Source organism: Streptomyces sp. NPDC005803 (assembly GCF_040630435.1).
Classification (GTDB): Bacteria; Actinomycetota; Actinomycetes; order Streptomycetales; family Streptomycetaceae; genus Streptomyces.
In genome coordinates this window covers 159,049-175,324 of sequence record NZ_JBEXXO010000012.1, presented here as the reverse complement: position 1 = coordinate 175,324, position 16,276 = coordinate 159,049, and the positions used below count along the sequence as shown (strand labels likewise).

General features: G+C 70.4%; 15 protein-coding genes. 2 read left to right on the top strand and 13 right to left on the bottom strand.

Going from position 1 to position 16,276, the window contains the following annotated elements; all coding sequences use genetic code 11:
- Positions 1-46: 46 nt before the first annotated feature.
- The 3 genes from ABZ454_RS19050 to ABZ454_RS19040 form a co-directional block, all read right to left on the bottom strand.
- Positions 47-682 (bottom strand): vitamin K epoxide reductase family protein, encoded by a 636-nt coding sequence (locus ABZ454_RS19050; RefSeq protein WP_356322788.1) that lies wholly within the window; start codon positions 680-682, stop codon positions 47-49.
- Positions 683-1,040: 358 nt separating this feature from the next.
- Positions 1,041-2,303 (bottom strand): histidine--tRNA ligase, encoded by a 1,263-nt coding sequence (hisS, locus tag ABZ454_RS19045; RefSeq protein ID WP_359539327.1) that lies wholly within the window; start codon positions 2,301-2,303, stop codon positions 1,041-1,043.
- A gap of 13 nt (positions 2,304-2,316) precedes the next feature.
- Entirely contained in the window at positions 2,317-3,003 is a 687-nt protein-coding gene (locus tag ABZ454_RS19040) for an MBL fold metallo-hydrolase (protein ID WP_356322790.1), read from the bottom strand.
- Positions 3,004-3,151: 148 nt separating this feature from the next.
- On the opposite strand from ABZ454_RS19040, the gene ABZ454_RS19035 reads away from it, so the two are divergent.
- The gene (locus ABZ454_RS19035; protein ID WP_359539324.1) at positions 3,152-3,943 is read left to right on the top strand and encodes a peptidylprolyl isomerase; all 792 of its coding nucleotides are present in this window, start codon (positions 3,152-3,154) and stop codon (positions 3,941-3,943) included.
- Between the two features lie 187 nt (positions 3,944-4,130).
- Positions 4,131-5,360 (top strand): DUF349 domain-containing protein, encoded by a 1,230-nt coding sequence (locus tag ABZ454_RS19030; protein WP_356322792.1) that lies wholly within the window; start codon positions 4,131-4,133, stop codon positions 5,358-5,360.
- Positions 5,361-5,459: 99 nt separating this feature from the next.
- On the opposite strand, the gene ABZ454_RS19025 is transcribed toward ABZ454_RS19030, so the two are convergent.
- From ABZ454_RS19025 to pdxT, 10 genes are all read right to left on the bottom strand, one after another.
- Entirely contained in the window at positions 5,460-8,027 is a 2,568-nt protein-coding gene (locus tag ABZ454_RS19025; protein ID WP_359539322.1) for a bifunctional (p)ppGpp synthetase/guanosine-3',5'-bis(diphosphate) 3'-pyrophosphohydrolase, read from the bottom strand.
- A gap of 181 nt (positions 8,028-8,208) precedes the next feature.
- Positions 8,209-8,760, bottom strand: a complete 552-nt coding sequence (locus ABZ454_RS19020; RefSeq protein ID WP_359539321.1) for an adenine phosphoribosyltransferase — start codon at positions 8,758-8,760, stop codon at positions 8,209-8,211.
- Complete coding sequence (secF, locus tag ABZ454_RS19015; RefSeq protein ID WP_356324040.1) at positions 8,757-9,869, bottom strand: protein translocase subunit SecF; 1,113 nt, start codon at positions 9,867-9,869, stop codon at positions 8,757-8,759. Before secF ends, ABZ454_RS19020 begins: the two co-directional genes overlap by 4 nt.
- 1 nt (position 9,870) lies before the next feature.
- Positions 9,871-11,595 (bottom strand): protein translocase subunit SecD, encoded by a 1,725-nt coding sequence (gene secD, locus ABZ454_RS19010; RefSeq protein ID WP_356324038.1) that lies wholly within the window; start codon positions 11,593-11,595, stop codon positions 9,871-9,873.
- Between the two features lie 146 nt (positions 11,596-11,741).
- Positions 11,742-12,218, bottom strand: coding sequence for a preprotein translocase subunit YajC (yajC, locus tag ABZ454_RS19005; RefSeq protein WP_359539318.1), 477 nt, complete (start codon positions 12,216-12,218; stop codon positions 11,742-11,744).
- 164 nt (positions 12,219-12,382) lie between these two features.
- Positions 12,383-13,456, bottom strand: coding sequence for a Holliday junction branch migration DNA helicase RuvB (gene ruvB / locus ABZ454_RS19000; protein WP_359539316.1), 1,074 nt, complete (start codon positions 13,454-13,456; stop codon positions 12,383-12,385).
- 80 nt (positions 13,457-13,536) lie between these two features.
- Positions 13,537-14,163: a Holliday junction branch migration protein RuvA gene (ruvA, locus tag ABZ454_RS18995; RefSeq protein ID WP_359539314.1), complete on the bottom strand. Its 627-nt coding sequence runs from the start codon at positions 14,161-14,163 to the stop codon at positions 13,537-13,539.
- Complete coding sequence (gene ruvC / locus ABZ454_RS18990) at positions 14,160-14,735, bottom strand: crossover junction endodeoxyribonuclease RuvC (RefSeq protein WP_356324029.1); 576 nt, start codon at positions 14,733-14,735, stop codon at positions 14,160-14,162. Before ruvC ends, ruvA begins: the two co-directional genes overlap by 4 nt.
- A gap of 133 nt (positions 14,736-14,868) precedes the next feature.
- Positions 14,869-15,621: a YebC/PmpR family DNA-binding transcriptional regulator gene (locus tag ABZ454_RS18985; RefSeq protein WP_329035552.1), complete on the bottom strand. Its 753-nt coding sequence runs from the start codon at positions 15,619-15,621 to the stop codon at positions 14,869-14,871.
- 61 nt (positions 15,622-15,682) lie between these two features.
- A complete protein-coding gene (gene pdxT / locus ABZ454_RS18980) occupies positions 15,683-16,276 on the bottom strand; it encodes a pyridoxal 5'-phosphate synthase glutaminase subunit PdxT (RefSeq protein ID WP_356324027.1) in 594 nt (197 codons plus the stop codon).

Here is a 16,276-nt window from a genome sequence, read left to right as displayed (position 1 = left end):
CCGAGCGGCGGGCGGGCCGGTGCGGCGGGCCGGCGCGACGGGCCGGTCAGCTGGTCCAGAAGTCCCACCAGCGGGTCAGGATGAGCATGCCGATGATGCCGACCCACAGGACCGGGGGCACCCAGTGGAACTCGGTGAGCCCGTTGCGCAGCCAGTTCGGCGCGGGGAGGATCCGGTGCTTGATGTTGTGCGTGGTGACGTAGCAGAACATGGTGATCGTGGCGACCCACGCCAGGCAGCACCACAGGCACAGCGAGTTGATGTTGTACAGCGACTGGTACTGCAGCCAGGTGCAGAAACCGACGCCGAACAGCGTGCCGGCGTTCATCCCCAGCCAGTACCAGCCGCGGAAGCGGGCGCCGGCGAGCAGGGCCAGTCCGATCCCGATGATCACGGGATAGGTGGCCATGCCGAGCCACGGGTTGGGGAAGCCGAAGGCCGAAGCCTGCTCGCTCTTCATGATGTTGCCGCAGGCCACCACGGGGTTGAGGCTGCACCCCGGGACGAAGGAGGGGTCCTCCATCATCTTGAGCTTGTCGTGCGTGATGACCCACGCGGCGAGGAGTCCGGCCGCGCCCGTGATCACCAGCAGCAGTGCCAGCGCGCGACTGCCGCCGATGGTCCTCTTCCCGCCGTCCTCGTCCTGCTCGGAAGAGGGATGGTGAACCGTTGCAGTCGTCATATCGCCGTTCCGTCAGTGAGTGGCCTGCTGGGGCACGGTCATTGTGCCGTACGGTTCCACCGCTCTTCCGTTCGATGCGCATAAAGAAGCGCGCAAAAAACGGGGGCGCTGACGCCGTCCGGCGAGGGGGTGCCGGGCCGTCGCCGCCGTGACGGGGGACCTGCCCGGGTCGCGGGGCGGAAGCCGTCCGCCCAGGGGAGTCACCGCCGCCCCCGGGGAGGAACCGCCCGGCAGGATGAATCGGCGTCCGCCAGGTTGACGGCGGAGGAAGAGGGCGTCCGCGGCGCCCTCCTGGGAGGGGGCGGCCACCGCGCTCACCGTCGCGGGCGGGTGCCTGGGCCCGCCCGCGACGGGTGGTTCACGCGAGGCGCGTGCGGACCGCCTCGGTCACCTCGGCCAGGGGCACGGCCGTCTGCTCGCCGGACTCCATGTCCTTGAGCTGGACGACGCCCTCGGCCAGATCACGCTCACCGGCCACGATCGTGAAGCGCGCGCCCGAGCGGTTGGCGCTCTTCATCGCGCCCTTGAGGCCGCGGCCGCCGAACGCGAAGTCCGCGGCCACGCCCTCACGGCGGAGCCGGGTGACGACGCCGAAGAGCACGCGCCGCGCCTCCTCGCCGAGCGGTACGGCGAAGACGCTGGTGGTGGAGGGGAGTTCGAGCTCGATGCCCTCCGCCTCCAGCGCGAGCACGGTGCGGTCCACGCCGAGCGCCCAGCCGACCGAGGGCAGCGCGGGGCCGCCGATCATCTCGGACAGGCCGTCGTACCGGCCGCCGCCTCCGACGGCCGACTGCGATCCCAGACCGTCGTGGACGAACTCGAAGGTGGTGCGGGTGTAGTAGTCGAGGCCGCGGACGAGCTTCTCGTCGTCCTCGTACACCACGCCTGCCGCGTTCAGCAGGTCCCGGACCTCCTCGTGGTACGCCTTGCAGGCGTCGCACAGGTAGTCGCGGAGCACGGGTGCGCCGGTCAGCTGCTTCTGGACCTCGGGGCGCTTGTCGTCGAGGACCCGGAGCGGGTTGATCTCGATGCGCCGCCGGGTCTCCTCGTCCAGGTCGAGTTCCCGCAGGAAGCCCTGGAGCGCGTCGCGGTAGACGGGCCGGCACTCCTTGTCGCCCAGCGAGTTCAGCAGGATGCGGAACTCGCGCAGCCCCAGGGCGCGGTAGGCCTGGTCGGCCAGGATGATCAGTTCGGCGTCCAGCACCGGGTCCTCGGCGCCGATCGCCTCGGCGCCGACCTGCGAGAAGTGCCGGTAACGGCCCTTCTGCGGGCGCTCGTAGCGGTAGTAGGAGCCGGAGTACCAGAGCTTGACCGGCAGGTTGCCGAGCTTGTGGAGGTTGGCCTCCAGGGCGGCGCGCAGCACGGACGCGGTGCCCTCCGGGCGCAGCGCGAGCTCCGAGCCGCCCTTGGTGGTGAGCGTGTACATCTCCTTGCTCACGATGTCGGTGGACTCGCCGACGCCGCGGGAGAAGAGGGCCACGTCCTCGAAGCCGGGGGTCTCGATGTAGCCGTAGCCGGAGCTCTTCAGCGGTGCGGCGATCGCCTCGCGCACGGCCAGGTACTTCGCGGAGTCGGGCGGGGTCAGGTCGTACGTGCCCTTGGGGGCCTTGAAGGTGCTCACGGTTTCGCTCTCGTCACATTCCTCGTCGGGGCGCGTCCATACCGCTGAGATACGGATTGGTGGCGCGCTCGCGGCCGATGGTCGTCTGGGGGCCGTGGCCGGACAGCACCACGGTCGAGTCGTCGAGCGGCAGGCACACCCGGGCCAGCGACTCGAGGAGCTCGGCGTGGTCGCCGCCGGGCAGGTCGGTGCGTCCGACGGAGCCGGCGAAGAGCAGGTCGCCCGAGAAGAGGACCTGCGGGACATCCGCGGCCTCGGGCATCCTGAACGTCACCGACCCCTTCGTATGGCCGGGCGCATGCGAGACGCCGAACTCCATGCCCGCCAGCGACAGCCGCGCGCCGTCGCTCAGCTCCTTGACGTCGTCCGGCTCCCCCACCGTCAGCTCGCCCATGAGCGGCATCCCGATGGAGCGGCCGAGGGCCTTCTCCGGGTCGCTCATCATGAAGCGGTCCTCCGGGTGGATCCAGGCGGGGACGTCGTGCGCGCCGCACACGGGGACGACCGAGGCGACATGGTCGATGTGGCCGTGGGTGAGGACGACGGCGACGGGCTTCAGCCGATGCTTCTTCAGCGTTTCCTCGACCCCCGAGGCCGCCTGATGGCCCGGGTCGATGATCACGCACTCCTCACCCGCGGCGGGGGCGACCAGGTAACAGTTGGTCCCCCAGGCCCCGGCGGGAAACCCGGCAATGAGCACGATCGTCCTTAATGGTCGTCCGACGAGGGAGGTCGGCTGCGAGGTCGCAGCAGTTCAGAGCCTACCGGCGCTCCTCATTCCACAGCTAACCCATATACGGTACGGGGCAACCCAGGCCCGATCACACGACGTACAAGGAGATCACCCGGTGGTCAGCAGCGATCAGCGGCGGCGGCAGCTCGCCAGGGAGAAGTTCGAGCGGCAGCAGCAGCGCCGGGAGGACGCCCGTCGAAGGACGAGGCGGCTGACCGTCGTCATCGCCTCCGCGGTGGCCGTGGCGGCGGTCATCGCCGGTGGCACGTACTTCGCCACCCAGGGCGACGACGAGAAGAAGGACACGGCCGACGCGGCCGCGAGCCAGAGCCCGTCGCCCACGCCCTCGGCCAGCGAGAAGACGGTGCCCGAGCCGGCGATGAGCATCGACAAAAAAGCGAAGTACACGATGTCGCTCAAGACGAGCCAGGGCGACATAGCGTTCGCGATGGACGCCGCGAAGACCCCGCACACGACGAACTCCTTCAAGTCCCTGGCGGACAAGAAGTTCTTCGACGGCACGAAGTGTCACCGGCTGACCACGGACGGCATCTTCGTCCTGCAGTGCGGTGACCCGAAGGGTGACGGCACCGGGGGTCCCGGCTACACGATTCCCGACGAGAACCTGACCGCTCTGGGCAAGGCGGGCGCCGACGGCACGGTGACCTACCCGGCCGGGACGGTGGCGATGGCCAACACCGGTCAGGCGCACACCGGCGGCAGCCAGTTCTTCCTCGTCTACAAGGACAGCAAACTGCCGCCCAGCTACACGCCGTTCGGCACGATGGACCCGGACTCCCTGAAGGCCGTCGAGGCCATCGGCAAGGCCGGCGTGAACGGCGGCGGCGCCGACGGTGCGCCGAAGAAGGCCGTGAACATTTCGAAGGCAGCCGTCGACAAGTCCTGAGCGCGGCAGGATCCGCCCGGCGGTCACGCGGTGGGGCCGGATAATTTCGGCCGCGCTGAGTGCGGACAGCCGGGCGGCCCGTCGCCTAGATTGGCGTGGTGCAGGGCGGGCGCGGCCCGCCCCAGGAAACTGTGGACGATGCCAAGGGGGGCGAACCCCCTCGCGGGCATCAGGTGGAGGAGGCGCTGTGAGCAGCGACCCGTGGGGCCGTGTCGACGAGACAGGCACCGTGTACGTGCGTACAGCCGACGGCGAGCAGGTCGTCGGATCGTGGCAGGCCGGTTCTCCGGAGGAGGCCCTGGCTTACTTCGAGCGCAAGTACGAGGGCATTGTGGTCGAGATCGGCCTCCTCGAGCGGCGGGTGAAGACCACCGATCTGTCGGCGAAGGACGCGACGACCGCCATCGAGCATCTGCGCGGACAGGTCGACGAGCATCACGCCGTCGGCGACCTGGACGCCTTGCGCAAGCGGCTGGACGCGCTGGTCGCGACGGTCGACTCGCGGCGTGAGGAGCGCAAGGCCCAGAAGGCCAGGCAGACCGACGAGGCGAAGCACGCCAAGGAGGCGCTGGTCGTCGAGGCCGAGGAGCTCGCGCAGAGCGAGCAGTGGCGTTCCGCGGGCGAGCGGCTGCGCGCACTCGTCGACACGTGGAAGGGCCTGCCGCGGCTCGACCGCAAGTCGGACGACGAGCTGTGGCACCGCTTCTCGCACGCGCGCTCCGCGTTCTCCAAGCGCCGCAAGGCCCACTTCGCCTCGCTGGACGCCCAGCGCGAGGAGGCCCGCAAGGTCAAGGAGAAGCTGGTCGTCGAGGCCGAGGCGCTCTCCGGGTCCACGGACTGGGGCACGACGGCTGCCCGCTACCGCGATCTGATGACCGACTGGAAGGCGGCGGGCCGCGCCCAGCGCGAGGCCGAGGACGAGCTGTGGGACCGTTTCCGCGGCGCCCAGGACCTCTTCTTCGCCGCGCGCAGCGGGGTCTTCGCGGAGCGTGACGCGGAGCAGGGCGAGAACCTCAAGCTCAAGGAGGAGCTCGCCGCGGAGGCCGAGAAGCTGGTGCCGGTGAAGGACCTGAAGGCGGCCAGGGCCGCGTTCCGGGCCCTCAACGAGCGCTGGGAGGCCATCGGCCACGTGCCGCGTGACGCCCGCCCGAAGGTCGAGGGGCGGATGCAGGCGGTGGAGCGGGCGCTCCAGGAGGCCGAGGAGTCGGAGTGGCGCCGGACCAACCCGGAGGCACGGGCCCGTGCCGCGGGCCTGACCGGGCAGCTCCAGGCGGCCGTCGACAAGCTGCGTGCGCAGATCGACACCGCTCGCGCCTCGGGCAACAACGCGCGCGCCGACAAGCTGGCCCGTGAGATGGAGGGCCGCCAGGCGCTCCTGGACCAGGCGCTCAAGGGCCTGGAGGAGTTCGGCGGCTGACCGGCCGCGGCAGGACATGGACCGGCCCCGGTACGCCTCGCGTACCGGGGCCGGTCCATGTCCTGCGAAAGGGCCCTGGGGCGGGTCGTGGGCCCCCGCCTACGGCCGGCGGGCCGAGGTCACCCGGTAGACGTCGTAGACGCCCTCCACGCCGCGTACGGCCTTCAGGACGTGTCCCAGGTGCTTGGGGTCGCCCATCTCGAAGGTGAACCGCGAGGTGGCCACCCGGTCACGGGAGGTCTGGACGGCCGCGGACAGGATGTTGACGTGCTGGTCGGACAGGATCCGCGTGACGTCCGACAGGAGCCGGGACCGGTCCAGCGCCTCGACCTGGATGGCGACCAGGAAGACCGAGGACTGGGTGGGAGCCCACTCCACGTCGAGGATCCGTTCCGGCTGCTGCGAGAGCGAGTCGACGTTGACGCAGTCGGCCCGGTGCACCGAGACGCCGCTGCCCCGGGTCACGAAGCCGATGATCGGGTCGCCGGGCACCGGTGTACAGCAGCGGGCGAGCTTGACCCAGACGTCCTCGACGCCCTTGACGACCACGCCCGGGTCCGCGTTGGCGCGGCGCTTGTTGCGGCCGTGCGAGGGCGGGGAGCTCTCCGCCAGGTCCTCGTTGGCCGCGTCCTCGCCGCCGAGCGCCTGCACCAGCTTCTGCACGACGCCGGCCGCCGCCACGTGCCCCTCGCCGATCGCGGCGTAGAGGGAGGAGATGTCGGGGTAGCGCATCTCGTGGGCGAGCGTGACCAGGGAGTCGCCCGTCAGGATGCGCTGGATCGGCAGGTTCTGCTTGCGCATCGCCCGCGCGATGGCGTCCTTGCCCTGCTCGATCGCCTCGTCGCGGCGCTCCTTGGAGAACCAGGCACGGATCTTGTTGCGGGCGCGCGGTGACTTGACGAAGCCGAGCCAGTCGCGGGAGGGCCCGGCGCCGGCCGCCTTGGAGGTGAAGACCTCCACCAGGTCGCCGTTGTCGAGCGTCGACTCCAGGGGGACGAGCCGCCCGTTGACCCGGGCGCCTATGGTCCGGTGGCCGACCTCCGTGTGGACGGCGTACGCGAAGTCGACGGGTGTGGCCCCGGCGGGAAGCGCTATGACGTCGCCCTTGGGCGTGAAGACGAAGACCTCGTTGCGGGAGAGGTCGAAGCGCAGCGACTCCAGGAACTCGCTGGGGTCCTCGGTCTCCTTCTGCCAGTCCAGGAGCTGGCGCAGCCACGCCATGTCGTTGACGGTGTCCTGGCCGCGGCCGGTGTTCTTGGGCACGTCGGTGCGCACCTTGGAGGCGCCCGCTACGGCTTCCTGCTTGTACTTCCAGTGCGCGGCGATGCCGTACTCGGCGCGGCGGTGCATGTCGAACGTACGGATCTGCAGCTCGACGGGCTTGCCGCTGGGGCCGATCACCGTGGTGTGCAGCGACTGGTACATGTTGAACTTGGGCATCGCGATGTAGTCCTTGAACCGGCCGGGGACCGGATTCCACCGCGCGTGCACCGTGCCGAGGGCCGCGTAGCAGTCGCGGACGGTGTCGACGAGCACCCGGATGCCCACCAGGTCGTAGATCTCGGCGAAGTCCCGGCCGCGCACGATCATCTTCTGGTAGACGCTGTAGTAGTGCTTCGGCCGTCCGGTGACGGTGGCCTTGATGCGGGCGGCGCGCAGGTCGGACTGGACCTCGTCGGTCACTATGGCGAGGTATTCGTCGCGCTTGGGGGCCCGCTCGGCGACGAGGCGGACGATCTCGTCGTACATCTTGGGGTAGAGGATCGCGAAGGCGAGGTCCTCCAGCTCCCACTTGATGGTGTTCATGCCCAGGCGGTGGGCCAGCGGGGCGTAGATCTCCAGCGTCTCGCGGGCCTTCTTCTCCTGCTTCTCCCGCTTGAGGTAGCGCATGGTGCGCATGTTGTGCAGCCGGTCGGCGAGCTTGATGACGAGGACCCGGGGGTCCTTGGCCATGGCGACGACCATCTTGCGTACGGTCTCGGCCTGCGCGGCCTCGCCGAACTTGACCTTGTCCAGCTTGGTGACGCCGTCGACCAGCAGGGCGACCTGGTCGCCGAAGTCGCGGCGCAGCGTGTCCAGGCCGTACTCGGTGTCCTCGACCGTGTCGTGCAGCAGGCCGGCCATCAGCGTGGCCGGATCCATACCCAGCTCGGCCAGGATCGTGGTCACGGCGAGCGGGTGGGTGATGTACGGGTCGCCGCTCTTGCGCTTCTGGCCGCGGTGCCAGCGCTCGGCGACCTGGTAGGCGCGCTCGATCTGGCGCAGCGTGGACGACTCGATCTTGGGGTCGTTGCTGCGGACGGTACGCAGCAGCGGTTCCAGGACCGGGTTGTACGGGCTGGAGCGCTGGACGCCGAGGCGGGCCAGCCGGGCCCGGACGCGGTTGGAGGAGCCGCCGGTACGGGACACCGGGCCCACGGGGGCGGCCGGCGCCGTCGCGGGCTTGGAGGGCGGCTTCGGGGCGGTGGGCGCCGGGGAGGCGGGGACGGCCGGCTGCGCGGGGGAAGCGGGCGCGGGCCCGTTCGCCTCGGCGGGGGCCGGGCCCGCGCCGGGCTCGGGCGCCGGGGGCTTCGGCTTCTCCGCGGGCTGCTGCTTCGCGGGCGTGGCTGGGGCCGCCGCGGGCTTGTCGGGCTGCGGGGCGGCGACTGGCTGGGCCTCGTCTGGCAAGAGCGCTCCTCGTGCGGATCCGGACACCCGGAAAGGCCATCGTATCGACCCTGTGGCCGGAGCTCCCCCGGGGACGGTGAGAGCCCTCACAACGCGAAACGGGCACCCGGTTGTTCCCGGGTGCCCGCCGCGCTGTGCGGTCAGCTGTGCCGGCTGCCGTCCGGCAGCCGTCGGTCCGTGGTCAGACCGTGATCAGGGCTTCCAGCGGAGCGCCCCGCAGGTGCGGTTCCAGCCGTTCACGGCCGGCCAGGAAACCCAGCTCCATGAGCACGCAGACACCCGCGACCGTGGCCCCGGCCCGCCGGATCAGCTCCAGCGAGGCCCCGGCGGTGCCGCCGGTGGCCAGGACGTCGTCGATGACCATGACGCGGTCGTCGGCCGACAGGTCCTCCGCGTGGACCTCGATCTCCGCGGTGCCGTACTCCAGCTCGTACGCCTGGCCCAGCGTGGCTCCGGGCAGCTTCCCGGCCTTGCGGACGGGGATGAAGCCGAGGCCCGCCCGTACCGCGACCGGCGCGGCCAGGATGAAGCCGCGGGCCTCCAGACCGACGATCTTCGTGGCACCGTGCCGTACGCACAGTTCCGCGAGGGCGTCCGTGAGGGCCGTGAACGCGACCGGGTCCGCGAGCAGCGGGGTGATGTCCTTGAACATCACGCCGGGCTTCGGGTAGTCCGCCACGTCACGGATCCGGCTGAGCAGGAGCTCCCTGGTGCTCTCGGCCGTGCTGGTCATCGGCGCTTCCCCGGGGTCCGGCCGTGGCCCCTGGGGGGCTGCTGGCGCTGGCCGACGACCGCACCGGCGGGCGCGGTGTCCTCGGCGTCCTCGGGGGTCCGCTCGTCCGTCTGCTCGCCCTCGTAGGACTCGCCCTTGGCCGCGGCCGCGGCGCGCTTGGCGAGGATCCGCTTCTTCAGGGCCTTCATCTGCGGTTCGCGTTCCTTGAGGTCGGCGACGAGCGGAGTGGCGATGAAGATCGAGGAGTACGCACCGGCGGCGAGGCCGACGAAGAGGGCCAGCGAGATGTCGTTCAGCATGCCGGCGCCGAGGACGCCGCCACCGATGAACAGCAGACCGGCGACCGGCAGCAGGGCGACGACCGTGGTGTTGATCGAGCGGACCAGCGTGCCGTTGATGGAGCGGTTGGCGATCTCGCTGTACGTCCACCGGGTCTGCTTGGTGATCCCCTTCGTGCCCTCCTTGAGGCTGTCGAAGACGACGACCGTGTCGTAGAGGGAGTAACCGAGGATCGTCAGCAGACCGATCACCGTGCCCGGGGTGACCTCGAACCCGACCAGGGCGTAGACGCCCACGGTGATGGTGATGTCGTGGATCAGCGCGACGAGGGCCGCGATGGCCATCCGCCACTCGAAGGCGATCGCCAGGTAGATCACGACGAGGACCATGAAGACGCCGAGGCCGGTCCAGGCCTTGTTGGCGATCTGCTCACCCCAGCTGGGGCCGACCAGGTCGGCCGCGATCTTCTCGGCCGGGACGTCGAGGCCCTTGGAGAGCTCGCCCTTGATCTGGTCGGACTTCGCGGTGTCGACCTCGGTGATCTGGATGCGCAGACCGCCGTTGCCCAGCTTCTGGACGATGGCCTGGTGGCCCGAGCTCTCGGACGCCAGCTCCTCCGCCTTGTCGACGGAGATGCTCGTCTTCGGGGTGGTGAAGACGGCGCCGCCCTTGAACTCGATGCCCATGTTCAGGCCGCTGACCGCCAGGCCGACGATGGCCGTGATGGTGATCAGGATCGAGACGCCGTACCAGATCTTGCGCTTGCCGATGAAGTCGTAGCCGACCTCGCCGCGGTAGAGACGGGCGCCGAGATTGCCGAGTCGCGACATCTCACGCCTCCTTCGGGTCGGTGGGGGCGTTGACACGGCGCGAACGACGCAGCGGCGGCTTGGCGCCGAGCCGCTTCGGGTCCAGTCCGGACCACGGGTGACCGCTCGCGAAGAACTTCGTGCGGGCCATGAGCGTCATGACGGGCTTGGTGAAGAGGAAGACCACGACCACGTCGAGCAGGGTGGTGAGACCCAGCGTGAACGCGAAGCCCTGGACCTTTCCGACGGTGACCACGAACAGGACCGCCGCCGCCAGGAACGACACGAAGTCGGAGACGAGGATGGTGCGCCGGGCGCGCGGCCAGGCCCGTTCGACGGCCGGGCGGAGGGTGCGGCCCTCGCGGATCTCGTCCCGGATGCGTTCGAAGTACACGATGAACGAGTCCGCGGTGATGCCGATCGCCACGATGGCGCCGCAGACCGCCGGCAGGTTCAGCGCGAAGCCGATGGCCGGGCCGAGCAGCGACATGATCGTGTAGGTCAGGATGCCGGAGACCAGGAGGCTGAGAAGCGCGATGATCGCCAGCCCGCGGTAGTAGGCCACCAGGTAGATGACCACCAGGGCCAGGCCGATGGCGCCCGCGATGAGGCCCGCGCGGAGCTGCTCGCCACCGAGGGCGGCGGTGACGGTGGTGACGCTCTGCTCCTGGAAGGAGAGCGGGAGCGCACCGTAGGAGAGCACGTTGGCCAGATCCTCGGCGGACTGCTGGGTGAAGCTGCCGGAGATCTCCGCGTTGGCGCTGAGCGCCTCACTCACGGAGGGCGCCGACACGACTTCACCGTCGAGCGCGATGGCGAACTGGTTCTGCGGCGACTGCTGCTGGGCGAGCTTGCCCGTGGTCTTCTGGAACTTCTTGGCGCCGCCGCCGGTGAACTCCATCTGAACGATCCACTGACCGCTCTGCTGGTTGATCGCGGCCTTGGCACTGTCCACGTCCGTGCCCGACACCTCGGCCGGGCCGAGGATGTACTTGGCGCTGCCGTCCTGCTCACAGGCGACGACCGTGTCGGTCGACTTGGTGCCCTGGCTCGCCTTGGCGCGGGAGGCCTTGCTGGAGCAGTCCAGCGCCTCGAACCTCTTCTGCAGATCGGCGGCTGCCGCCTGCTCCGCGGCGGAGGGCGTCGGGGTGGAGCTCGCCTTCGGCGTGGGCGAGGAGTCCGCCTTCAGGGCGCCGGTGACCGCGCGGCCCTGGGTGGTGGCGGTCGCGCCGGGCTTCGCGGACGGGCTGCTCGCCTTGTCCGAGGCGGAGGCGCTCGGCGTGGCGGACGGGCTGGCCTTGTCGGTGGACGAGGCGCTCGGCGCGGGTGTGGGCGTGCCCTGGGCGACGGTCAGCACCGGCCGGAAGTAGAGCTTGGCGGTCGTGCCGACCTGCTCACGGGCCTGGGCGGAGTTCGTGCCCTTGGGGATGTTGACGATGATGTTGCGATCGCCCTGGGTCTGGACCTCGGCCTCGGAGACGCCAAGACCGTTGACGCGGCGTTCCATGATCTGGACCGCGGTGTCCATGTTGGTCTTGTTGACCGCCGACTCCTGGCCGGGCTCGGCCTTCGCCTCCAGCGTGATGGACGTGCCACCGGCCAGGTCGATGCCGAGTCGCGGCGTCGGCTGGTGGGCCAGGAACATCCCGCCGGTGAGAGCGACCATGGCGATCAGGATCAGAGCCAGGGAACGCCCCGGCCTGCCCTGACCGCCGGCCGGTCCTCGGCCCTTCTTCGGTGCTGCCACCTTCTCGTTTCTCCCTGTCCAACCGCCCCGCGCCGGGTACGCGCCCGAGCGGCCACGAAGTTTAGTGGGGACCCGCCCCCGCAGAAGACCGCACGGTCCGGGGATGGCCGGATGCCTGTGGGCTCACGGCATCCCCGGGTCGTGTGCTACTTCGCGTCGGCCTCGCCGTCGGCCTTGCCCTCGGTCTTCTTGTCGGCCGTGTCGTCGGCCTGCTCGGCGTCGTCCGCCTCGGTCTTCTTGACCAGGTCGGGCTTCGCGTCCTTCGAGGTGTCCTCGTCGGCTTCGGTCAGCGAAGAGGCGTCGTCCGGGACGATCGCGCCGTCGACGTCGAGCTCCTCCGCGTCGCCGTGGACGATGCGGTTGTACTCCGCGTCGTCGAGGACGGCGCCGATGGCGTTCTTCGCGTAGATGGCGTGGACGCCGGGGGCGACCTCAAGGAGGACCGTGTCGTCGTGAAGCTCCTTGACGGTGGCGTACATGCCCCCGATCGTCCGGACGCCGGTGCCGGGCTGCATTTCATTGCGCATGTTCGCAGCCGCCGCCTGCTTCTTCTTGGCGGACCGCGTCATCAGGAACATGGCCCCGATGAGCACGATGAAGGGGAGGAGAGTCACGGGATTCACGGGACGATTTTCCTTCGCACGACCGCGCTGGAGGGCGGCCTGATCTACGGGGGTGGGTACACCGACCTTTAAGGGCGGCATCGGCGGAGTCTAAGCGAGTCCGCATCGATGGAACAACGCCCAGCATGGCACCGTGGTTCCTCTGTGGGTCAACCTGTGACGCATCACGCCCCGAACAGGCCCTGTTGTCCCTTTCCGCCGTGCTGCGGAGGAACCAGTCCGAGGTGGGCCCAGGCGGCCGGGGTGGCGACCCGCCCCCGCGGCGTCCTGGCCAGCAGGCCTTCCCGTACGAGGAAGGGCTCCGCGACCTCCTCGACCGTCTCGCGCTCCTCACCCACGGCGACCGCGAGCGTGGACAGGCCCACCGGGCCGCCGCCGAAGAGCTTCAGCAGGGCCCCGAGCACCGCCCGGTCCAGCCTGTCCAGTCCGCGGGCGTCGACCTCGTACACCCGCAGGGCCGCCGCGGCGATCTCCCGGTCGATCCTGCCCTCGGCCTTGACCTGGGCGTAGTCCCGGACCCGGCGCAGCAGGCGGTTGGCGATGCGGGGCGTGCCCCGGGAGCGGCCGGCGATCTCGGCGGCGCCTTCGAGGTCTATCGCGACGTCCAGGAGTCCGGCCGAGCGGTGAATCACCCGTTCCAGTTCGGTCGGGGCGTAGAACTCCATGTGTCCGGTGAAGCCGAAGCGGTCGCGCAGCGGGGGCGGCAGCAGTCCGGCCCGGGTGGTCGCGCCGACCAGGGTGAAGGGCGGCAGCTCCAGCGGGATGGCCGTGGCCCCGGGGCCCTTGCCGACGATGACGTCGACCCGGAAGTCCTCCATGGCCATGTAGAGCATCTCCTCGGCGGGCCGGGACATGCGGTGGATCTCGTCGAGGAAAAGGACCTCTCCCTCCTGGAGCGAGGAGAGGATCGCCGCCAGGTCGCCCGCGTGCTGGATGGCGGGTCCCGAGGTGATCCGGATCGGGGCGTTCATCTCCGCCGCGATGATCATCGACAGGGTGGTCTTGCCCAGACCGGGGGCTCCGGAGAGCAGCACGTGGTCGGCGGTGGCGCCGCGGGCGCGGGCCGCCTTGAGGACCAGGTCGAGCTGTTCGCGCACCTTCTCCTGGCCGACGAACTCGTCGAGGTCCTTGGGGCGCAGCGCCGCCTCGACGGCGGTGTCCTCGCCGTCGGCGCCGGCGTCGACGAGCCGCTCGTCGAGCAGCTCGCCGGTGTCGGGTCCGGTCTCGTCCCAGTTCATCTCGTCAGTCCCGCCTCGGGTGTCTCGGTGCCGGGCCGTGGGTGGCAGGCCGGGCGTCAGGGGTGTGGGCCCGGGCCCGCTCAGCGCGCGCGGTTGAGGGTCTGCAGGGCGGCCCGCAGCAACTGCGGTACGGGCGGCTGGGCGCCCTGGGCGAGCGCCTCCTCCGCCTGCGGCGCCACGGCGGACACCGCTTCGTCCGCCTCGCGGGTGGCGTAGCCGAGACCGATCAGGGCGGCCTGGAGCTGGTCGCGCCAGGAGGACGAGACCGCGGTGGCGATGCCCTGCTGGCCGATGTGGGCGCCGACCGGCTCGCCGAGTCTGTCCTTCAGTTCGAGCAGGAGCTTCTGGGCGCCCTTCTTGCCGATGCCGGACACGGCGGTGAGCGCCTTCTCGTCGCCGGTGGCCACGGCGATGCGCAGGGCGTCCGGGCTGTGCGTGGCGAGCATGGCCTGGGCGAGCCGGGGACCGACCCCGCTGGCGGTCTGGAGGAGCTCGAAGACCTGCCGTTCGTCGTCGTCGGCGAAGCCGTAGAGGGTCAGCGAGTCCTCCCGTACGACGAGGGAGGTGGCGAGCTTGGCCTCCTTGCCGACGCGGAGGGCGGCGAGGGTGTTCGGCGCGCACTGGACGGCCATGCCGATGCCGCCTACCTCGATCACGGCCGTGGTCGGGGCGAGTGCGGCGACGGGGCCGCTGACGAAGGCGATCATCGGGGGACCTTCCGGACGGGGACTGCCGCGGTGCGCGGGATGCGGGGGGTGCGGGAAGCGGCTGCGGCGGCCGCGTGCGCCTGCTGGAGGCGGTTGATCGCGGGGGCGCGCCAGATGTGGCAGATGGCGAGGGCGAGGGCGTCGGCCGCGTCCGCCGGTTTCGGCGGGGCGTCCAGGCGCAGGAGCCGGGTGACCATGGCGCCGACCTGGGCCTTGTCGGCGCGTCCGCTGCCGGTGACGGCGGCCTTGACCTCGCTGGGCGTGTGCAGGGCGACGGGGATGCCGCGACGGGACGCGCAGAGCATGGCGACCGCGCTGGCCTGCGCGGTGCCCATCACCGTACGCACGTTGTGCTGGGCGAACACGCGCTCCACGGCGACGCAGTCGGGCCGGTGTTCGTCGAGCCACTCCTCTATGCCGCGCTCGATGGCCACCAGCCGGTGGCCGAGCTCCGCGTCGGCCGGTGTGCGCACGACGCCCACCCCGGCCATCGTCAGGGGCCGGCCGGCGACGCCTTCGACGACTCCGACGCCGCACCGGGTGAGCCCGGGGTCCACGCCCAGTACCCGCACGGTTCGCCCCCTCCCTGCCGATCGGTCAACTGTTCTGGCAGGCTATCGGCTCGCACTGACAATGCGACGGGCCGACGGGGTGTGTCCCCGTCGGCCCGTCCGCCAAAAGCCTCGCCGGTCGCCCGACACCCGCTCAGGCGTCGACCTTCTCCATGACCTCGTCGGAGACGTCGAAGTTGGCGAAGACGTTCTGCACGTCGTCGCTGTCCTCCAGCGCGTCGATCAGCTTGAAGATCTTGCGCGCGCCCTCTTCGTCCAGCTCGACCTGCATGGTCGGGACGAAGTTGGCCTCGGCCGAGTCGTAGTCGATGCCGGCGTCCTGCAGCGCGGTGCGGACCGCGACCATGTCGGTGGCCTCGCTGAGCACCTCGAACGTGTCGCCGAGGTCGTTGACCTCCTCGGCACCGGCGTCGAGCACCGCACCGAGCACGTCGTCCTCGCCCAGCTCGCCCTTGGGGACGATCACGACACCCTTGCGGTTGAACAGGTACGAGACCGAGCCCGGGTCGGCCATCGAGCCGCCGTTGCGCGTCATCGCGACGCGGACGTCGGACGCCGCACGGTTGCGGTTGTCGGTGAGGCACTCGATGAGCACCGCGACGCCGTTCGGGCCGTAGCCCTCGTACATGATCGTCTCGTAGTCGGCGCCACCGGCTTCGAGACCTGCGCCGCGCTTGACCGCCGAGTCGATGTTCTTGTTCGGGACCGAGCTCTTCTTGGCCTTCTGGATGGCGTCGAAGAGGGTCGGGTTGCCGGACACATCGGCACCGCCGGTACGGGCCGCGACCTCGATGTTCTTGATCATCTTCGCGAAGAGCTTGCCGCGCTTGGCATCAATCACGGCCTTCTTGTGCTTCGTCGTAGCCCATTTAGAGTGGCCGGACATCTGCCTTCTCCTTCGCGTCACCAAAATCCGTACGAACCCGAGAGATCCTACCGGGGTCGAGTCAGGTCACCGCGCGCACCATGTCGACGAAGTACGCGTGAAGCCGGTGGTCCCCGGTCAGTTCCGGGTGGAATGACGTGGCGAGGGCGTTTCCCTGCCGAACCGCCACGATGTGGCCGCCGTGCTCCGCGACCACCTCGGCCTGCGCTCCCACGGACTCGACCCAGGGGGCACGGATGAAGACGCCCTCGACCGGGCCGCCGTCGATCCCGGCGACCTCGACGGCCGCCTCGAACGACTCGTTCTGCCGCCCGAAAGCGTTACGGCGCACGATCATGTCGATGCCGCCGACGGTCTCCTGGCCCGAGCGCGGGTCGAGGATCTTGTCGGCGAGCAGGATCATCCCGGCGCAGGTGCCGTAGACCGGCATCCCGGCCCGCACCCGCTCGCGCAGGGGGTCCAGCATGCCGAACAGCGCGGCCAGTTTGGACATCGTGGTGGACTCGCCGCCCGGGATGACCAGGCCGTCGACCTCGGCGAGTTCCTCGGGACGCCGGACCGGCCTGGCCAGGGCGTCCGCCGAGGCCAGGGCGATCAGGTGTTCCCGTACGTCGCCCTGGAGAGCCAGGACGCCGATCACAGGGGTGTCGCTCAT

What these genes read in the sequence shown, in the direction of transcription:
- ABZ454_RS19050 (WP_356322788.1), bottom strand. Translation starts at nt 682, where the DNA reads ATGACGACTGCAACGGTTCACCATCCCTCTTCCGAGCAGGACGAGGAC.
- ABZ454_RS19020 (WP_359539321.1), bottom strand. Translation starts at nt 8,760, where the DNA reads ATGACCAGCACGGCCGAGAGCACCAGGGAGCTCCTGCTCAGCCGGATC.
- secF (WP_356324040.1), bottom strand. Translation starts at nt 9,869, where the DNA reads ATGTCGCGACTCGGCAATCTCGGCGCCCGTCTCTACCGCGGCGAGGTC.
- ruvB (WP_359539316.1), bottom strand. Translation starts at nt 13,456, where the DNA reads ATGAACTGGGACGAGACCGGACCCGACACCGGCGAGCTGCTCGACGAG.
- ruvA (WP_359539314.1), bottom strand. Translation starts at nt 14,163, where the DNA reads ATGATCGCCTTCGTCAGCGGCCCCGTCGCCGCACTCGCCCCGACCACG.
- ABZ454_RS18985 (WP_329035552.1), bottom strand. Translation starts at nt 15,621, where the DNA reads ATGTCCGGCCACTCTAAATGGGCTACGACGAAGCACAAGAAGGCCGTG.
- pdxT (WP_356324027.1), bottom strand. Translation starts at nt 16,276, where the DNA reads ATGAGCGACACCCCTGTGATCGGCGTCCTGGCTCTCCAGGGCGACGTA.